Consider the following 15,138-nt stretch of genomic DNA (forward strand, 5'->3'; position numbering starts at 1 on the left):
CCCTTTGCTCTTGTCAACGAATTAAGTAAAAATCCCATTTTACCGAGCGAAGTGCAAGAAAGGTGTTAAATGCCCGGATCAAAGACCGAACAGTTCAATCCCGTTTTGCTGGTTGTGATCGCGGTTCTGCTGTGGAGCACCGGCGGCCTTTTCATAAAGCTGACGACGCTCGATGCGTTTTCGGTCAATATGGGCCGGTCGCTATTTGCGGCGGTCGTCGTCGCGGCGTTCACCTATAGAAAGGGCCTCAAGCTTGACCGCTACACGCTCTTCGCGTCGTTCCTTTACGCGGCGACGCTTACGTCATTCGTTTACGCTACCAAGAACACGACCGCGGCGAATGCGATCTTCCTGCAGTACACGGCCCCGATCTACGTTCTCGTTCTCGCACCGTTCTTGATCCGCGAGAGCTTCCACGTTCGCGACCTGGTTACAGTGCTGCTCTGCATCGCGGGAATGTCGCTCTTCTTTCTTGATAATGCAACTTCGGCGACGGCTCCGGACCCATTCTCCGGTAATATCGCGGGCCTCATTTCGGGCGTCTGTTTCGGGCTTTACTTCATCTTTCTGCGGCACCCGAAGTCCGTACAAAGAAACCCGGCGGTCTCGGTATTTTACGGCAACCTGATCATCGTTTTGGTGATGCTCCCGCTCATCGCCCAATCGCCACCGGCAGCGATCACCACCAACGACCTTCTCGCCATCGCGTTTCTCGGGATCTTCCAGATCGGCATCGCGTATATTCTTTTCACAAAGGGAGTTGCGGCGGGTGTTCGGCCTCTTGATGCGAGCATCATTGGCTTTATCGAGCCACTGATAAATCCGATCTGGGTGCTGCTTTTTGTTGGCGAGATACCGACCATCTGGGCCGTGATCGGCGGAGCGGTCATCATCACAGCCGTTGCCGTTCATACCATCCGCCAATACACCCGAAAAGCCGTCTCGGCCGAGGCTTGATGCTGCCCGGAGTGCGAAACCCCGAAACCGCTCCAAAGTGTTGCCCGAAAGTTAACTTTTGACCTTATCTTGTGATAATCTTTCGAAATACTTCCAAAAGCGGCCGGTTATTGACCGTTTAGATTTTAGACCTGAAGATTTAACAACGAATTAAGATCAAGAGAGCTAAATTTATGGCTAATTACACGATTCCCGAGAATATCAAGAATGAAGAACTCCGCCGTTGGGTTACCGACATGGCGGAGCTTTGCGAACCCGATGCGGTCTATCTCTGCGATGGCTCGCAGGAAGAATACGACCGGCTATGCGATGAAATGGTCGCGGCCGGGACATTCATCCGGCTCAACCAGGAGAAGCGGCCGAACAGTTTTCTGGCACGCTCGCACCCTTCGGACGTCGCCCGCGTTGAGGACCGCACCTACATCTGCTCGCTTTCGAAAGGCGATGCCGGCCCGACCAATAACTGGATGGCCCCGAAGGAAATGAAGGCGATCCTTACGCCGAAGTTCCGCGGTTCGATGCGTGGCCGGACGATGTACGTCATCCCGTTCTGCATGGGCCCGATCGGTTCGCCGATCTCGCAGTTTGGCGTCCAGGTGACCGATTCGCCCTATGTCGTCGTCAATATGAAGATCATGACGCGAATGGGCACCAAGGCTCTTGAAGCTCTGGGAGATGGCGAATTTGTGCATTGTCTCCACTCGGTCGGTATGCCGCTCGCGGAAGGCCAGCAGGATGTGCCGTGGCCGTGCTCGCCCGATCCAAAGGACAAATACATTGTCCATTTCCCGGAAGAGCGTTCGATCATCTCATACGGCTCGGGATACGGCGGAAACGCCCTTCTCGGCAAGAAGTGCCTCGCTCTTCGCATCGCCTCGACGCTTGGCCGCGAGCAAGGATGGCTTGCTGAGCATATGCTGATCGTCGGCGTAAAATCGCCGGACGGCCGCAAGGATTACGTTTGTGCGGCGTTCCCGTCTGCCTGCGGAAAGACCAATTTCGCGATGCTCATTCCGCCGAAGGAATTCCGCGAAGAAGGTTGGGAAGTGACGACCGTTGGCGACGACATCGCCTGGATCAAGCCCGATGAACACGGCAAGCTTCATGCAATCAACCCCGAAGCCGGATTCTTCGGTGTCGCTCCGGGAACGAGCTATGACTCGAACCCGAACGCGATGGAGTCGATCAAGGAAAACACGATCTTTACTAATGTAGCCTTGACTGACGACGGCGACATCTGGTGGGAAGGCATGGACGGCGACGCTCCGGCACACGCCATCGATTGGCAGGGCAATGACTGGACGCCTGCGAGCGAAAAGCCCGCCGCTCACCCGAACGCACGTTTCACAGCACCGATAACACAGTGCCCGGTGGTTGACGAGCACTTTGACAACCCCAAGGGCGTGCCGGTCTCGGCATTCATCTTCGGTGGCCGCCGCAATACGGTCGTGCCGCTCATTCAGCAGTCGTTCAATTGGGCATTCGGCGTTTACATGGCTGCTACGATGGGCTCGGAGATGACAGCAGCCGCCTTTGGAAACATCGGTGAGGTCCGCCGCGATCCTTTTGCCATGCTGCCCTTCGCTGGTTATCACATGGGCGAATACTTCTCGCACTGGCTTGACCTCGGCCGCAAGATCCCGGAGCCGCCGCGTATCTTCTCGGTCAATTGGTTCCGCAAGGACGAGAACGGCAAGTTCCTTTGGCCTGGATTTGGCGAGAACTTCCGCGTCCTGAAGTGGATCGTCGAGCGTTCGCACGGCAAGTCGAAGGGCACCGAGACACCGCTCGGCTGGATGCCGCGTTACCAGGACATGGACTGGCGTGGGCTTGATTTCACTCGCGACCAATGGAACACGGTTATGAAGCTCGACCGCGATATGTGGATCAAGGAAATATCGACCCACGACGACCTCTTCTTCAAGCTCTACGACCGCCTCCCGAAGGAGATGACCTTCATCCGCGAATTGCTCGTCTCGAACCTCTGGCGTTCGCCGGAGCTCGGGCTTGCAACCCCGCGTCCGGAGGAAGAGCTTCCGACCAAGGCAGTGGCCAAGGGCGAATAGCCGCCGGTTACAAACAAACGAAAGACGCGAGGTGCAGCAACGCCTCGCGTTTTTCTTTCCCGCCCTCCACCTCCGCCGCCAAAGGCGCCAGCCGGCTGCTGACTAACAGTTATGGTGCTGGAAAGTGTTAAAGGGCTTGAAGTGTTTTTGTTCTACCGCCGCTTTGCCGGGATAAACCAGTATTCGGTCTCCCACAACCAATACTCTTTCCGATGTACGTAGTAAAAGCTGATCCGGTCGGCCGGGAGTTTTGTGTAGCGTTCAAATGTTTCCCGGACGTCCTTGGCCGTCTGAAGCCGGGAGCTTACTGTTGGCCCGACGATTACCACCCTCGCCATCGACCCGGGATTGTCCAGAATAAGCTTTGCAAAAAGATCAAGTGAGAACGTAGGGCAAATGGTTTCTGAATGTTCTCCACCATACCTGAATGGTTTGGTCAGGTCCGGTTCCGGAAGGGCAATGGGCTTAAACGCGGGAGCGTCTGCCCCAAGAGGCACCCGCCAAAATTGGTTTTCCGAACCCATCTCGTTGCCGACAAGCACAATGGAGATCCGTTCGCGATCAAATCGCCTCGTGAAGATACTCGCCTCAACCATCCTCTGAAATGCTCTCGGATTTCGATTCGCTTCAGAGATCAGGACATAACCTCTGTCACCGGGGTTATTCTGCAGCTCCACAATAAAGGCGTCCAGACGAGCCAAAAGGTCACCGCACTGCACATCCCCAAACTCATCGAACAAAACTGCCTTAGGCGTTTCCTGCCCGAGCGTCGACCCGAATAGCGATACGGCAATGATCAAAACGAAAGCAAAACGCCGCACCAGATCAGCACGCGGTTTGAGGACGTCAATAAAATACTGACCAGAAAACACAGCCCGATTATACCATTCAACTCTGATCGAACAGGAAAATGTGTCTGCACCTGTTCGGATCGGTGCTGAGGCCGTGACTCCAAAACCGCTACACGAACTTCCTCCTTTTTGATCGGATTTCAAAGCAGCCAAAAGCTCTCGCCGGGTTCTGACCCAAATGATGAATGATGAATTTGGAGTCTGGAATCCGAATGCGGAAGCCCGCACGTAAGTAAGGGCGGTTCATCCGACTTGAATTTCACCCGTCCGTCAATCACACAGGCGGAAACCCGACCCGTAGGGAGGGTGTCTGTTAAAAGGAGAAAGGAGAAAGGAGAAAGGAGAAAGGAGAAAGGAGAAAGGAGAAAGGAGAAAGGAAAAGGGATAGAGTAGAACAGAATACCGTTTTCTTGTTTTCTGCTTTCGTGGTTCGAAGAACGATTTGATGGGCCGATGCCACCGTCTTCGACGACTTCGGTGGGCTGCATCGGATGTAAAGCTTTTGCTGACGCGCGGGCTTCCGCATTTGGTCACGCCTAAACGCGTAACTCTTACGGCCGGCTAAGGCCGGGACTCAAAACGACGGGCTGAAGCCGGGACTCGAAACCTTCTACCACCCCGTCCGCCGAAGCGGCGTCCACCCCTCCTAATCAAGGAGGGGAGCTTTCGGAATCCGGAATCTGGAATTACAAACTTCGCAACTTTCGAAACTTCGCAACTCGGTAACTCTGCAACTCTGCAACTTTCGCAACTTCGCAACTATCCAGAACTTCCATATCATCCATATCTTCCATATCTCACGCATCGCCGTTCACTTTGGGTTTAGGGCCTAGGAGAATGGACAGCGGAGGAAAGTGAGCGGTGAGCAGAGGCCGAATATTTGTAGCGATCAGCTCTAAGCCATTAGCCGTTAGCTGTTAGCCGGAGACCCAAGACCGAAGACGAAAGTCCATTTTTAACCAATTTACAATGGTTCAATTAACAATTGACAGTTCGGAAAGTTGCCAAAGCTCGAAAACCACGTTCCGAGCGGCTAATGCCCAAAAACCGAAGGCCGTTTCACGCGTTTCAAGTGTTTCAGGCGATTCACTTCTTTCATCCGTTTCAAATGTTTCAGAAACATATGCCTCTTTTTAGAAATGAAACACCTCGCGATCGGGACCCCGAACTCCGGGTGCAGTGGCACAAGCCCGCTAGGCGGACATGTGCGGCGACACAGCACGAAAAAAGGCCCCGCGGAGCGTGTCCGCGAGGCCCTCTGTATGCTTTTTATGCTTTTTGTTACCTCCTATTTGGTATTTCCGACCGTGTCGATCGGTGCACCGGTGCGGTTCGGCCCGACGTTGGTCAGGTAGATGCCGCCCCAGCTAAACTCTTCGTTGCCCATTGTTGCCGTTATCGCCAGCATATTGCCGCGGAAAGCTTCGCGTTCGAGGCCAAATCCGGTGATGGGCAGCGTTCCGCGATAGTATTCGGGGATGCCCGGGTCGATCAAAGCTCCGTCCATTCCGGTCTCGATGATCATCCGGAGCGGGTCGCCAACCATCGGGTTTACCATATAGAGGCCGTCCGTCGGGTTGATGTATTCCTTATTACCGGTCAGCTCCGAAATGCGGCCCTTGAAGACCACCCATCCGTTGTCGCCGGCGACGAATGCGGTCGAACGCCATCGCGGCGGTTCGGCATCCGGTTCATCGGGAGCGGGAACGTGGCCCGAGTAGGTCCAGTAAACGAAGTCCTTGATGTAGCCGGTGTTGTCGGCGGCAAGGTAACCCATTTGGGTCCAAAGGTCGTAAACGAAGATGCCCTGATTGACGGGCACGGTGCCGTATTGATACCAGCTGTTTGTGTTCGGATCGAACATGCTCTTCGGGTCATTTCCGTTGCAGTAGTTGCGGATGTCGGCGTTGCCATCGACCGGGCAATTGAGGCGGATGGTGTTCCATTCGTCGCCCCAGGCAGCCCAGAAGTAAACGAAGCGGCCGTCAAATCCAAGAGCTTCGCCGATGCGTGTCAGAGGCGGCATCTTGGTCCCGTTGACCGGTTGCCCGATCTCAACTATGGGAACCAGATCTGCGTTCGCCTTGATGTAGGCATAGTAGATTCCGCCGGCGTGCGGGTCGGCCTCATTATCAAGCCCGAGGAAGACAACCTTATCGCCGAAGGCCGAAGGCGGGGATGTGGACTCAAAGACCGCCGGTGCGAATGCCGAAGGCGGCATTCCGGGGATCTCGGTATCCGAGCTCGCGATCATTTCGACACTGGCGAAACCGCCAGCCTGCGAACTGGCGAGCCTGCGGAAGAAGATGCCGGTCTTTCCGATGCCATCAACGGTGTAGTTGGCCTTAAAGACGATGTCACCGTCGTCAGTTATCGAAGGAGCTCCCGGGAATACGTCAAACATCAATTGCTTGAAGCCGGGAACGCCGTAGAACTCGAAATCGGGGATGCCACCGAGCTTCGAAGCTCCAGTAACGAGCTGGTCGGTGCCAAATTTTACGTAAATGCCGTTCGTTCCGGCTCGGGTTTCGCTTCCATCCGGAAGGATGTAGCGATAAACCGGCTGGTGCAGGCCGAGAGTTGCCATCAGAATCGTGTTCGGGGCGATCCGCGGAAATGCCGAGAATTCGCGGAACTTGCTGTTCAAATTGTTCGGGTAAGGAACCTCTGTTTGAAGGTCGGCGATCGTAACGATCGGCGAGTTCAGCGAGGTCCGGTAATAGATGCCGGTCGCACGCTGTCCGCCGGTGCTGCGTGCCCTGAAAACGACAGTGCCGTCAAAGTTTACCGACGGCTGGCCATAGCTGCTGAATTTCGTGTTGCCCGTTCCCGGGATCGTGTAGCCATTGTTAGCTACGGTCTGCCATTGGAAGAACCGTGTGCCCGGTTCGTCGGCTTCAATGGCCGGTGCGGGCAGTTCGGCTACCTTAAATGTCTTTTGTCCTCTTTCTTGTCCAAGGGAGAATCCAAATATCAACGTCATCGCCAATATCGTGCGGCCGAGGAAACAAGTGATAGATGTTAGTGTATGTGGCCTCATGGGTCCACCTCCTCGATCTGGCCAATCATAAAGCGGTCGGTCGATCATGCTTAAGCTAAAAATGTTTACAGATTGCCTGAAAACGATCTTGAGTAAACTTTCAAATATCGCTGGTGGCCAAATAGGCCATCCTGCCAATAATTAACGCACTTTGTATGCCGTTCGGCCTTTACGTGAAATGCCTGTATATAAGGGCTTTGGTGCCATATGCGGCGATTGAAATTGGAGAGTTCGGGGAAATCTACGCACCTGTGTGCGAGGAAATCAGCGGTTCAATTTTGACTCGGGTTAGGGTACAATCTCAGCAAGCGGAAATAGGCAAACAATTTCGAGAATTGGGAATCTAAAAATACGAAATATGAACGACTACACCACTACATTTGGTCAATCGGCGGCGGAGGCCCTACCGGCCCACCGTGCACAGTTTATCCGCAAGACGTATATGCTGCTTGCGGCGGCAATTTTGGCGTTCGTCGTGGTCGAAACGGCGTTGTTTATGACGGGAGCGGCCTACGCAATCGTTTCTGTAATGTTCATGGGCGGGAGCATGGGCTGGTTGGTCGTGCTCGGATTGTTCATGGCGGTCTCTTATCTGGCTAACCGTTGGGCGATGTCAGATACGTCAACGGCGATGCAATATTTCGGGCTCGGGATATTCATTATCGCTGAGGCAGTGATCTTTGTCCCGATGATCTTTATCGCGGCGACATACTCTGATGCTTCGGTCATTCCGAAGGCGGGCATCGTAACGCTCGGGCTTTTCCTAGGCATTACGGCGACGGTCTTCTTGACGCGGGCTGATTTCTCGTGGCTCGGTCCGATCGTGGCCATCGGCGGCTTTGCGGCATTGGGCTTTATCGTAGCGAGTGCGATTTTCGGCTTCTCGCTCGGAAGCGTCTTTGCCTTTGTGATGGTAGCTTTTGCAGGAACGGCGATCCTCTACAATACGTCGCAGGTCCTGCATCAATACAACACGAACCAGCACGTAGCTGCGGCCCTTACTCTCTTTGCCGGGATTGCACTGCTTTTCTGGTACATTCTGAGCATTTTCAGCTCACGCGACTAGGATCGCCGAGCGATTAGTCAAAATATCCCGCTGTGCTATCTTAGGTGCAGCGGGATATTTATTTTCGGAGGATACGAAATGAAGATCAGGGTAATTCTGATCGCGGCATTGCTTCTTTTGTCCACCGTAGCGGCAAGTTCGCAGACTCCGGCAGCCCCGACGACCCATCTAAAGGTCGGCGACACGGCACCGGACTTCGAACTGACCGACACGACCGGCAGCAAGATAAAGCTAAGCGATCTGAAGGGGAAAAAGAACGTCGTGCTGGCATTTTACGTGCTGGCATTTACAGGTGGCTGAACGGCCCAAATGAAAGCGTATCAGTCTGATATCGCAAAATTTGAAGCCGCAGATACACAAGTGTTTGGTATTTCGATGGACAGCTTTGCCTCGAACCGCGAATTTGCCAAACAGAACTCTCTAACCTTTCCGTTGCTCAGCGATTGGAAGCGGGAAACGACCAAAGCCTACGGGCTCTACAACGAAACCTCAGGGTACGGGAACCGCGGGACATTCGTCGTAGATAAGGACGGGAAGATAAAGCACATTGAGATCGGCCGAACGGCCATCGACCCGACCGGTGCCTTTCAGGCATGCGACCTGATCGAGCAGCGAAAAGCGGCACGGGAAGCTCAGAAGCCCTAGCGAAATGAAGGAGAAGGCCTCGCTAACGGTGGGGCCTTTTCTTATTCTTCCTCGTCGATATCTTCGAGCTTCAGGTCGCCGTTCGATTCTTTCATCAGCACTTCGATCCGGCGTTCGGCACGGACGAGCCGCTCCTTGCACTCACGCGAGAGCTTCACACCTTTCTCAAATAGCTCAAGGCTCTCCTCAAGCGGCAGGTCGCCGTCCTCAAGTTTGCGGACAATTGCTTCTAGTTGATCCAACGATTCTTCAAACGTCTTTGCCATAAGTGATCATTCAGTTGCGGCCGTGATGGTCGCTTCAAGATTTCCTTTTTCGAGCCTGATGCGGACCGAATCGCCCGGCTGAGTTTCGGCGGCATCACGGATGATGTGGCCATCGGGACGCTCGGTGATCGAATATCCGCGATGGAGAACCCGCAGCGGCGAAAGGGCGTCGAGCTGTGCCATCGTCTTTTCGAGCTTCTGCGTTCCCTTAAGTGGAGTCGTCGCAGCGGCGGTCGCTGCACGGTGTTCAAGCAGGCCAAGCCTTCGCTTGTTTTCGCCAAGCTTCGCTCCGAGGGCGACCGGCGAGAGCCGCCCGGCTACCCCACGAAGGGCATCAAGCCTTTGCCGAAGCATTCGGCTGAGAACATCCTCGCTCTGCATTAACAGCTCATCGGCACGATAACGATGTTCGCGGATTCGGGCAGGGAACTCGGCGAAGACCGGTGCCATCGCTAGCGACTGAAGGTCGGCACGAGCGGTCAGAAGTGCCGTACCGAGGGCTCGCCGGAGCTGCCCGAAGCTGTTATCAAGAACTTGAATGACCTCGCTTTCGGCACGAGCCACGATCTCAGCCGCTGCAGAAGGCGTCGGGGCACGAAGATCGGCTGCGAGGTCAGCGATGGTGAAATCGACCTCATGACCAACGGCCGAAATGACCGGGATCGCCGACCCGCGAATCGCTCGGGCGACGACCTCTTCATTAAATGCCCAAAGGTCCTCGGCAGAGCCGCCTCCGCGACCAACGATCAGTACGTCGATGCGATTACCTTCTTCGCAACTGCGGTTGAATTCGTTCGCCGTCGCAATGCCCGCAGCGATCTGTTCGGCGGCAAATTCGCCTTGAACAAGCGTCGGGACAACGACGACGTTTACCGATCGTGCACGTCTTTTGAGCACGGTCAGGATGTCATGAAGTGCGGCACCGGTTCGCGAGGTAACGATGCCGACCTTCCTGGGAAATGGAGGAAGCGGCCGCTTGAGCGATTCATCAAAGAGGCCCTCGCGGGAAAGCTTCATCTTGATCTGTTCAAAGGCTACCGCCAACGCTCCCTCGCCGACCGGTTCGAGCGATTCGACGACTATCTGCAGTTCACCGCGGGGTTCATAGACCGCAAGACGGCCGCGGATCCGGACAAGAAGCCCATCGGAGGGCTTGAAACGAATGCGGAAGTTCTGTCCTTTGAAACACGCTGCCTTTATCAGCGAGTCGCCGTCGGTGAGTGAAAAATACCAATGGCCAGATGCGGCTGCGTGGAAGTTGGTGATCTCGCCCTCGACCCAGACCGTAGCAAAGCTCCGCTCGAGCACGGCCTTGATCTCTGAGTTCAACTCAGAGACGCTTGCGGGCCGGCGTTCTTCTTCCTCAAAAAGGGCTGCGAGTAGCGGATTATCCATGCAAGGTCGGAGTTTACCACAGCCCAAAGGCACAGAAAATCCAGCCGTTGAACCGTTGCGGTCCAGCCGACCTTTAAACCGGTATGACGCGTCTAGTGGTTATTCTTTATAGCCGACGATGCTTCCTTCGTAGGGCTTCGGCCGGTTCGACTCGTACTCTACAAGAAAATCCCGCACGGCATCTTCGGTGCCGACGAACACCTGCTTCGCTCCCTTATAGACCCGAACGGCGTTTGGGTGGCCGGATATAGGAACTCGCTCAACGGTGAGGCCCAACTTCTCTATGACTTCATCGATCTTTTCCATAACCATTCTTTCGTCGAAAATAGTCTGCCGGATGTGTGTTAATTAAGAGTTAAGAATCGTGCGGAGCGAACTACAAAAAGCGGAAAGGGCACCGAATACGTCTCCCACACCGTACAAGGCACCCTTCCCTGTTTTCGGACTCCGGCCGGGAGGCTTTCGTCCGAAACTGAACTTAAGTTTTAATGCTAACAGGAATCTGCAGGAATCCCAATTATGTTATACGTCATTTCCGTCGTCAAGTTTCTGCCTGCATAATTTCTCGAAGAAGATCACACGGACCGCGATACATCAATACGGGCGGAAGCAAGGTCTGCCCGCTCTCGCAGTTCCTCGGTCTCATCTGCCGGGAGCTGAGAAGCCGCTGCGAGTTCCTTGTCGATCTCGGCCTTATCGGCTCTCGCCTTTTCGGCATTGATCTCATGGGCCTTTTCTGCAACATCGGTCAGAACCGACACCCGGTTGTTGCTCACCTCGACAAATCCGGTGCCGACGGCAAGCTTTTCCGCATTGCCTTTTGTAGTAACGGTGACCACGCCCGGCTTCAGTGCAGAAATAAGCGGTGCGTGCTGCGGCATTATGCCAGCCTCGCCGGAAAGCGTCGGGACAGTGACCGAATCAACCTCGGCGTCGATCACCTTTCTCTCAGGGGTAACTATTTCAAGTTTAAGCATCTGGATTTCTCACGTGAAAAAGTGTGAAGGTGAAAAGGTGGAATAGCTACCGCAAAATCGGCCGACCTTTTCACCCTTTCACTTTTCTACTTTTCGACTTTCCTAAGCTCCTGCGGCCATCTTCTTGGCCTTTTCGCGAGCCTGTTCGATGGTGCCGACCATGTAGAATGCCTGTTCTGGCATATCGTCGCACTTGCCGTCCAGAATTTCGCGGAAGCCCTTGATGGTGTCTTCGACCTTGACATACTCGCCCTTGAGACCGGTGAACTGCTCGCCGACCGTGAACGGCTGCGAGAAGAACCGCTGGATCTTACGAGCCCGAGCAACGGTCTGCTTGTCGTCTTCCGAAAGCTCATCAAGGCCAAGGATCGCGATGATGTCCTGCAGGTCTTTGTACCGCTGCAGGATCTTCTTAACTTCCTGTGCAGTATTGTAGTGAAGATCGCCGACGATCTGCGGATCGAGGATTCGCGAGTTCGACGATAGCGGGTCAACTGCCGGGTAAATGCCAAGCTCAACGATCTGACGCGAAAGAGCCGTAACTGCGTCAAGGTGAGCAAACGTCGTTGCCGGTGCCGGGTCGGTGTAGTCATCGGCGGGCACATAAACGGCCTGGATCGACGTGATAGCACCGGTCTTGGTCGAGGTGATGCGTTCCTGCATTTCGCCCATTTCGGTTGCGAGGTTCGGCTGGTAGCCCACCGCCGAAGGCATACGGCCGAGAAGTGCGGACACTTCGGAACCGGCCTGTGTGAAGCGGAAAATGTTATCGACGAAGAAAAGCACGTCGTTGCCCTGGTCGCGGAAGTATTCGGCGACCGTCAGCCCGGAAAGAGCGACGCGGAGGCGGGCTCCTGGAGGCTCGGTCATCTGGCCGTAAACGAGCGACACTTTCGAACCCTTGATGGCTTCCATATCGACCTTTTCCAGGTCGAACGAGCCGGTTTCTTCAAAGTTGTGCGTAAAGGCGTCACCATAGGTGATGACCTTTGATTCGACCATTTCGCGGAGCAGGTCGTTGCCCTCACGGGTTCGTTCACCGACACCGGCAAAAACCGAAAATCCTTCGCGGCCCTTGGCGACGTTGTTGATCAGCTCCATGATGAGAACCGTCTTACCGACGCCGGCGCCGCCGAAAAGGCCGATCTTACCGCCGCGGAGAAAGGGCTGAACGAGGTCGATGACCTTAATGCCCGTTTCGAACATCTCAAGCTGGGTCGCCTGCTCGTCGAAGGACGGAGCGTGGCGATGTATCGGGTAACGAGTGTCGGACACGACCGGGCCGAGTTCATCGACCGGGTCGCCGATCACGTTCATTACGCGGCCAAGGGTCGCATTTCCGACCGGGACCGTGATCGGCCCGCCAAGGTCCTCAACGTTCATTCCGCGGATCATGCCGTCGGTCGGAAGCATCGAGACCGCACGGACGCGGCCTTCGCCGAGGTGCTGCTGAACCTCAGCGACAACATCGATCTTCGAATCGACCTCGAAGCCGGTTGACGTGATCCTAAGTGCCTGGTGGATCGGCGGAAGATAATCTTCGAATTCAACGTCCACGACCGGCCCGATCACCTGTACGACCCGACCGATCTTAACGTCCGTATTATTAGCCATTTTTGATAGATTGCTCCTCTATTTAGATAGAAAATCGACTGATTTACAAAGTAGCAAGGTTACCACAGCGGACGAGCAACAATCAAAACGGCACGACTCAATATCCGGTCGCCGAGTCATGTCAGTTTTTGCAGTTCCGGTTACTGTCCCAAATAAGAGTTGCCGACGGTGTTGCTGCCCGTCAGCGGCACTTGTAAATCGAGCGGATATTTGCCGGCACCATCGGGTGTAACCCCTTCCATTATGAATTTTACATAGCCGTTACTGTTCGCTCCGATGCGACCGATGTGAAGGTGTGCTCCGGTTGTAGTCGTATGATTACCGTGCCAGATGAATTCGTAGATATGGCCCTTTACAAATACCTGGCTCGCACCAAGATTTCGAAGGTTCTGGTAGATGTTGCCGAAGTCGAGCCCATCTATCTTGAAATCGGCGGCCTTCCCGCTCAGGTGCAGGCTTGTCGGGCTGCCCCCTTCCGGAACCGTGCTGCGATCGCCGGAGGTTACGTGCAGTGTCGCACCAAAATAGGCGGCCATGTTGTTAAGTACATCCTTGACCACCGAATCCGTTATCGTTCTTCCGTTAAGATCTACTGTTGACATAAAGAAACGATTCCTCCCATCAAGCTTTGTGAAAGGTATAGCAATCTAATGACGCTGCGAACGGCTCGATAGCCGAGAAAATCTAGGCAAAAATTCAAAAAACGGAGCAGTTATGCCGACAAAGCTTTGATTCTTTGAAATCGGGCGGTAGGATAGCAATCTGCAGCCTAATTAAGTTTTTGAAGGTTTGATTTGAGAAAGCTACAACTACCTCCGCAGGGTCTGAACGTTCTTTTCGGCGTTCAGGACCAAAACATCAAATATCTTGAGTCCTTGCTCGATGTCAGCATCGGCGCCCGCGGCAATGAACTGCTGATAGACGGCGACCCGAAGGACATCGCGACAATCGAGCGCATTCTCGCCGAGTTTGGCGAGCTCTTTTCGGAAGGGCAGACCTTTACCGACAAGGAGCTGAAAGACGCTTTCAAGCAGATCGCCGAGGACCGGGCCTACAGCCTTCGCGATTACATTGAGAAGGGCCGCTTTAACCCCTCGGGCAAAAAGAGCGTCGCGCCAAAAACGGCGAACCAGCGGAAATATCTTGAGGCGATCGCGGGCAACGACCTCGTTTTTGGCATCGGCGTGGCCGGCACGGGCAAGAGTTTTCTGGCCGTGGCGATGGCGGTGGACGCGCTGATGAAAAAGCAGGTCAGCCGCATAATCCTGACGCGGCCGGCGGTCGAGGCCGGCGAACGGCTCGGCTTTCTGCCCGGCGATCTCCAGGACAAGGTCGACCCATATCTTCGGCCGCTTTACGACGCGCTTTTTGACCTCGTCGATGCCGAGAAGGTGACCAAAATGCTCGAAAAGCGCATCATCGAGGTCGCTCCGCTCGCCTTTATGCGCGGCCGGACGCTCGCCGACGCCTTCATCATTCTCGACGAAGCCCAGAACACGACCAGCGAGCAGATGAAGATGTTCCTGACCCGCATCGGCTTCGGCTCAAAGACGGTCGTCACCGGCGACAAGACCCAGATCGACCTGCCCCGCGGCCAAAAGAGCGGGCTCCGCGAAGCCGAAGACGTGCTCGACGGCCTCGAGGGCATCGAGTTCATCTACTTCACCGACAAGGACGTCGTCCGCCACAAACTGGTCCAAATGATCGTGAAGGCGTACGAAGCTCATTCAGACAGAGGGGAGGAAAGGGTCTGAATCAAGTGCAACGTTATGTCAGTTTCGGAATGACCGCACTCCTAGCTACAGCGGTTGGTGGTTTCCTGTTTTATTCGCATTCAAAAACGTTTTGGAGCAAGGACTTGGAAACGCCCTTCTCAAGTTCGGCATATGCAATTATATGTATTGTTCTGACCGTTCTTGTTTTTGGAATCGCTTTCATTTGCTCGAAGCGTGTTGTAAGGGTGTTCGGCATTCCATCATGGGTCACTTTTGTTGCAACTGCAGCGTTAGGAACACCAGGACTCAATCTCATAACTGGATATCTGTTTGCTCGACTGAACCGCGTGAACAACGTTTACGGCTTTCCCCTCAACAGTCCACGTGATTTGTTTGCTGATCAGGTGCTTTTATTTATCGCCGGCGGAGTATTTGGGTTCGGGATTCTGTTAATAAGCTTGTTATCTTCGTGGATCATCGGTAAATCTTTTTTGGGAACCCAAACCCCGAAGTCATGAACGACGTCGACCAGTCTCTAGTTCGCAA

Annotated in this window: 15 protein-coding genes; 7 read left to right on the top strand and 8 right to left on the bottom strand. The window is 54.5% G+C overall.

Annotated elements, in window-relative coordinates; all coding sequences use genetic code 11:
* Window positions 1-69: 69 nt before the first annotated feature.
* A complete protein-coding gene (locus tag IPM21_14915; protein ID MBK9165171.1) occupies window positions 70-957 on the top strand; it encodes an EamA family transporter in 888 nt (295 codons plus the stop codon).
* Between the two features lie 173 nt (window positions 958-1,130).
* On the top strand, window positions 1,131-3,023 hold the full coding sequence (locus IPM21_14920; GenBank protein ID MBK9165172.1) for a phosphoenolpyruvate carboxykinase (GTP): 1,893 nt from the start codon (window positions 1,131-1,133) through the stop codon (window positions 3,021-3,023).
* Window positions 3,024-3,175: 152 nt separating this feature from the next.
* On the opposite strand, the gene IPM21_14925 is transcribed toward IPM21_14920, so the two are convergent.
* Together IPM21_14925 and IPM21_14930 are read right to left on the bottom strand one after the other, a co-directional pair.
* Entirely contained in the window at window positions 3,176-3,895 is a 720-nt protein-coding gene (locus tag IPM21_14925; GenBank protein ID MBK9165173.1) for a hypothetical protein, read from the bottom strand.
* Between the two features lie 1,267 nt (window positions 3,896-5,162).
* Window positions 5,163-6,857 (bottom strand): hypothetical protein, encoded by a 1,695-nt coding sequence (locus IPM21_14930; GenBank protein MBK9165174.1) that lies wholly within the window; start codon window positions 6,855-6,857, stop codon window positions 5,163-5,165.
* 415 nt (window positions 6,858-7,272) lie between these two features.
* On the opposite strand from IPM21_14930, the gene IPM21_14935 reads away from it, so the two are divergent.
* From IPM21_14935 to IPM21_14945, 3 genes are all read left to right on the top strand, one after another.
* The gene (locus tag IPM21_14935) at window positions 7,273-7,980 is read left to right on the top strand and encodes a Bax inhibitor-1/YccA family protein (GenBank protein ID MBK9165175.1); all 708 of its coding nucleotides are present in this window, start codon (window positions 7,273-7,275) and stop codon (window positions 7,978-7,980) included.
* Between the two features lie 96 nt (window positions 7,981-8,076).
* A complete protein-coding gene (locus tag IPM21_14940) occupies window positions 8,077-8,280 on the top strand; it encodes a redoxin domain-containing protein (GenBank protein ID MBK9165176.1) in 204 nt (67 codons plus the stop codon).
* A gap of 9 nt (window positions 8,281-8,289) precedes the next feature.
* Window positions 8,290-8,625 (top strand): peroxiredoxin family protein, encoded by a 336-nt coding sequence (locus tag IPM21_14945; GenBank protein MBK9165177.1) that lies wholly within the window; start codon window positions 8,290-8,292, stop codon window positions 8,623-8,625.
* Window positions 8,626-8,666: 41 nt separating this feature from the next.
* On the opposite strand, the gene xseB is transcribed toward IPM21_14945, so the two are convergent.
* From xseB to IPM21_14975, 6 genes are all read right to left on the bottom strand, one after another.
* Window positions 8,667-8,891 carry an exodeoxyribonuclease VII small subunit gene (gene xseB / locus IPM21_14950; GenBank protein MBK9165178.1) on the bottom strand — a complete coding sequence of 75 codons (225 nt, stop codon included), beginning with the start codon at window positions 8,889-8,891 and terminating at the stop codon, window positions 8,667-8,669.
* Window positions 8,892-8,897: 6 nt separating this feature from the next.
* Window positions 8,898-10,286 carry an exodeoxyribonuclease VII large subunit gene (xseA, locus tag IPM21_14955; protein ID MBK9165179.1) on the bottom strand — a complete coding sequence of 463 codons (1,389 nt, stop codon included), beginning with the start codon at window positions 10,284-10,286 and terminating at the stop codon, window positions 8,898-8,900.
* A 99-nt stretch (window positions 10,287-10,385) separates the two neighbouring features.
* Window positions 10,386-10,592, bottom strand: coding sequence for a hypothetical protein (locus IPM21_14960; GenBank protein ID MBK9165180.1), 207 nt, complete (start codon window positions 10,590-10,592; stop codon window positions 10,386-10,388).
* 269 nt (window positions 10,593-10,861) lie between these two features.
* The gene (atpC, locus tag IPM21_14965) at window positions 10,862-11,263 is read right to left on the bottom strand and encodes an ATP synthase F1 subunit epsilon (protein MBK9165181.1); all 402 of its coding nucleotides are present in this window, start codon (window positions 11,261-11,263) and stop codon (window positions 10,862-10,864) included.
* A gap of 102 nt (window positions 11,264-11,365) precedes the next feature.
* A complete protein-coding gene (gene atpD / locus IPM21_14970; GenBank protein ID MBK9165182.1) occupies window positions 11,366-12,877 on the bottom strand; it encodes a F0F1 ATP synthase subunit beta in 1,512 nt (503 codons plus the stop codon).
* 140 nt (window positions 12,878-13,017) lie between these two features.
* Window positions 13,018-13,479, bottom strand: coding sequence for a hypothetical protein (locus IPM21_14975; GenBank protein MBK9165183.1), 462 nt, complete (start codon window positions 13,477-13,479; stop codon window positions 13,018-13,020).
* Window positions 13,480-13,671: 192 nt separating this feature from the next.
* Here IPM21_14975 and IPM21_14980 point away from each other — a divergent pair, with 192 nt between their 5' ends.
* Window positions 13,672-14,631 (top strand): PhoH family protein, encoded by a 960-nt coding sequence (locus tag IPM21_14980; protein ID MBK9165184.1) that lies wholly within the window; start codon window positions 13,672-13,674, stop codon window positions 14,629-14,631.
* 29 nt (window positions 14,632-14,660) lie between these two features.
* Entirely contained in the window at window positions 14,661-15,110 is a 450-nt protein-coding gene (locus IPM21_14985) for a hypothetical protein (protein ID MBK9165185.1), read from the top strand.
* The last annotated feature ends 28 nt before the right edge of the window (window positions 15,111-15,138 follow it).

It is taken from the genome of Acidobacteriota bacterium, assembly GCA_016716435.1.
Classification (GTDB): Bacteria; Acidobacteriota; Blastocatellia; order Pyrinomonadales; family Pyrinomonadaceae; genus OLB17.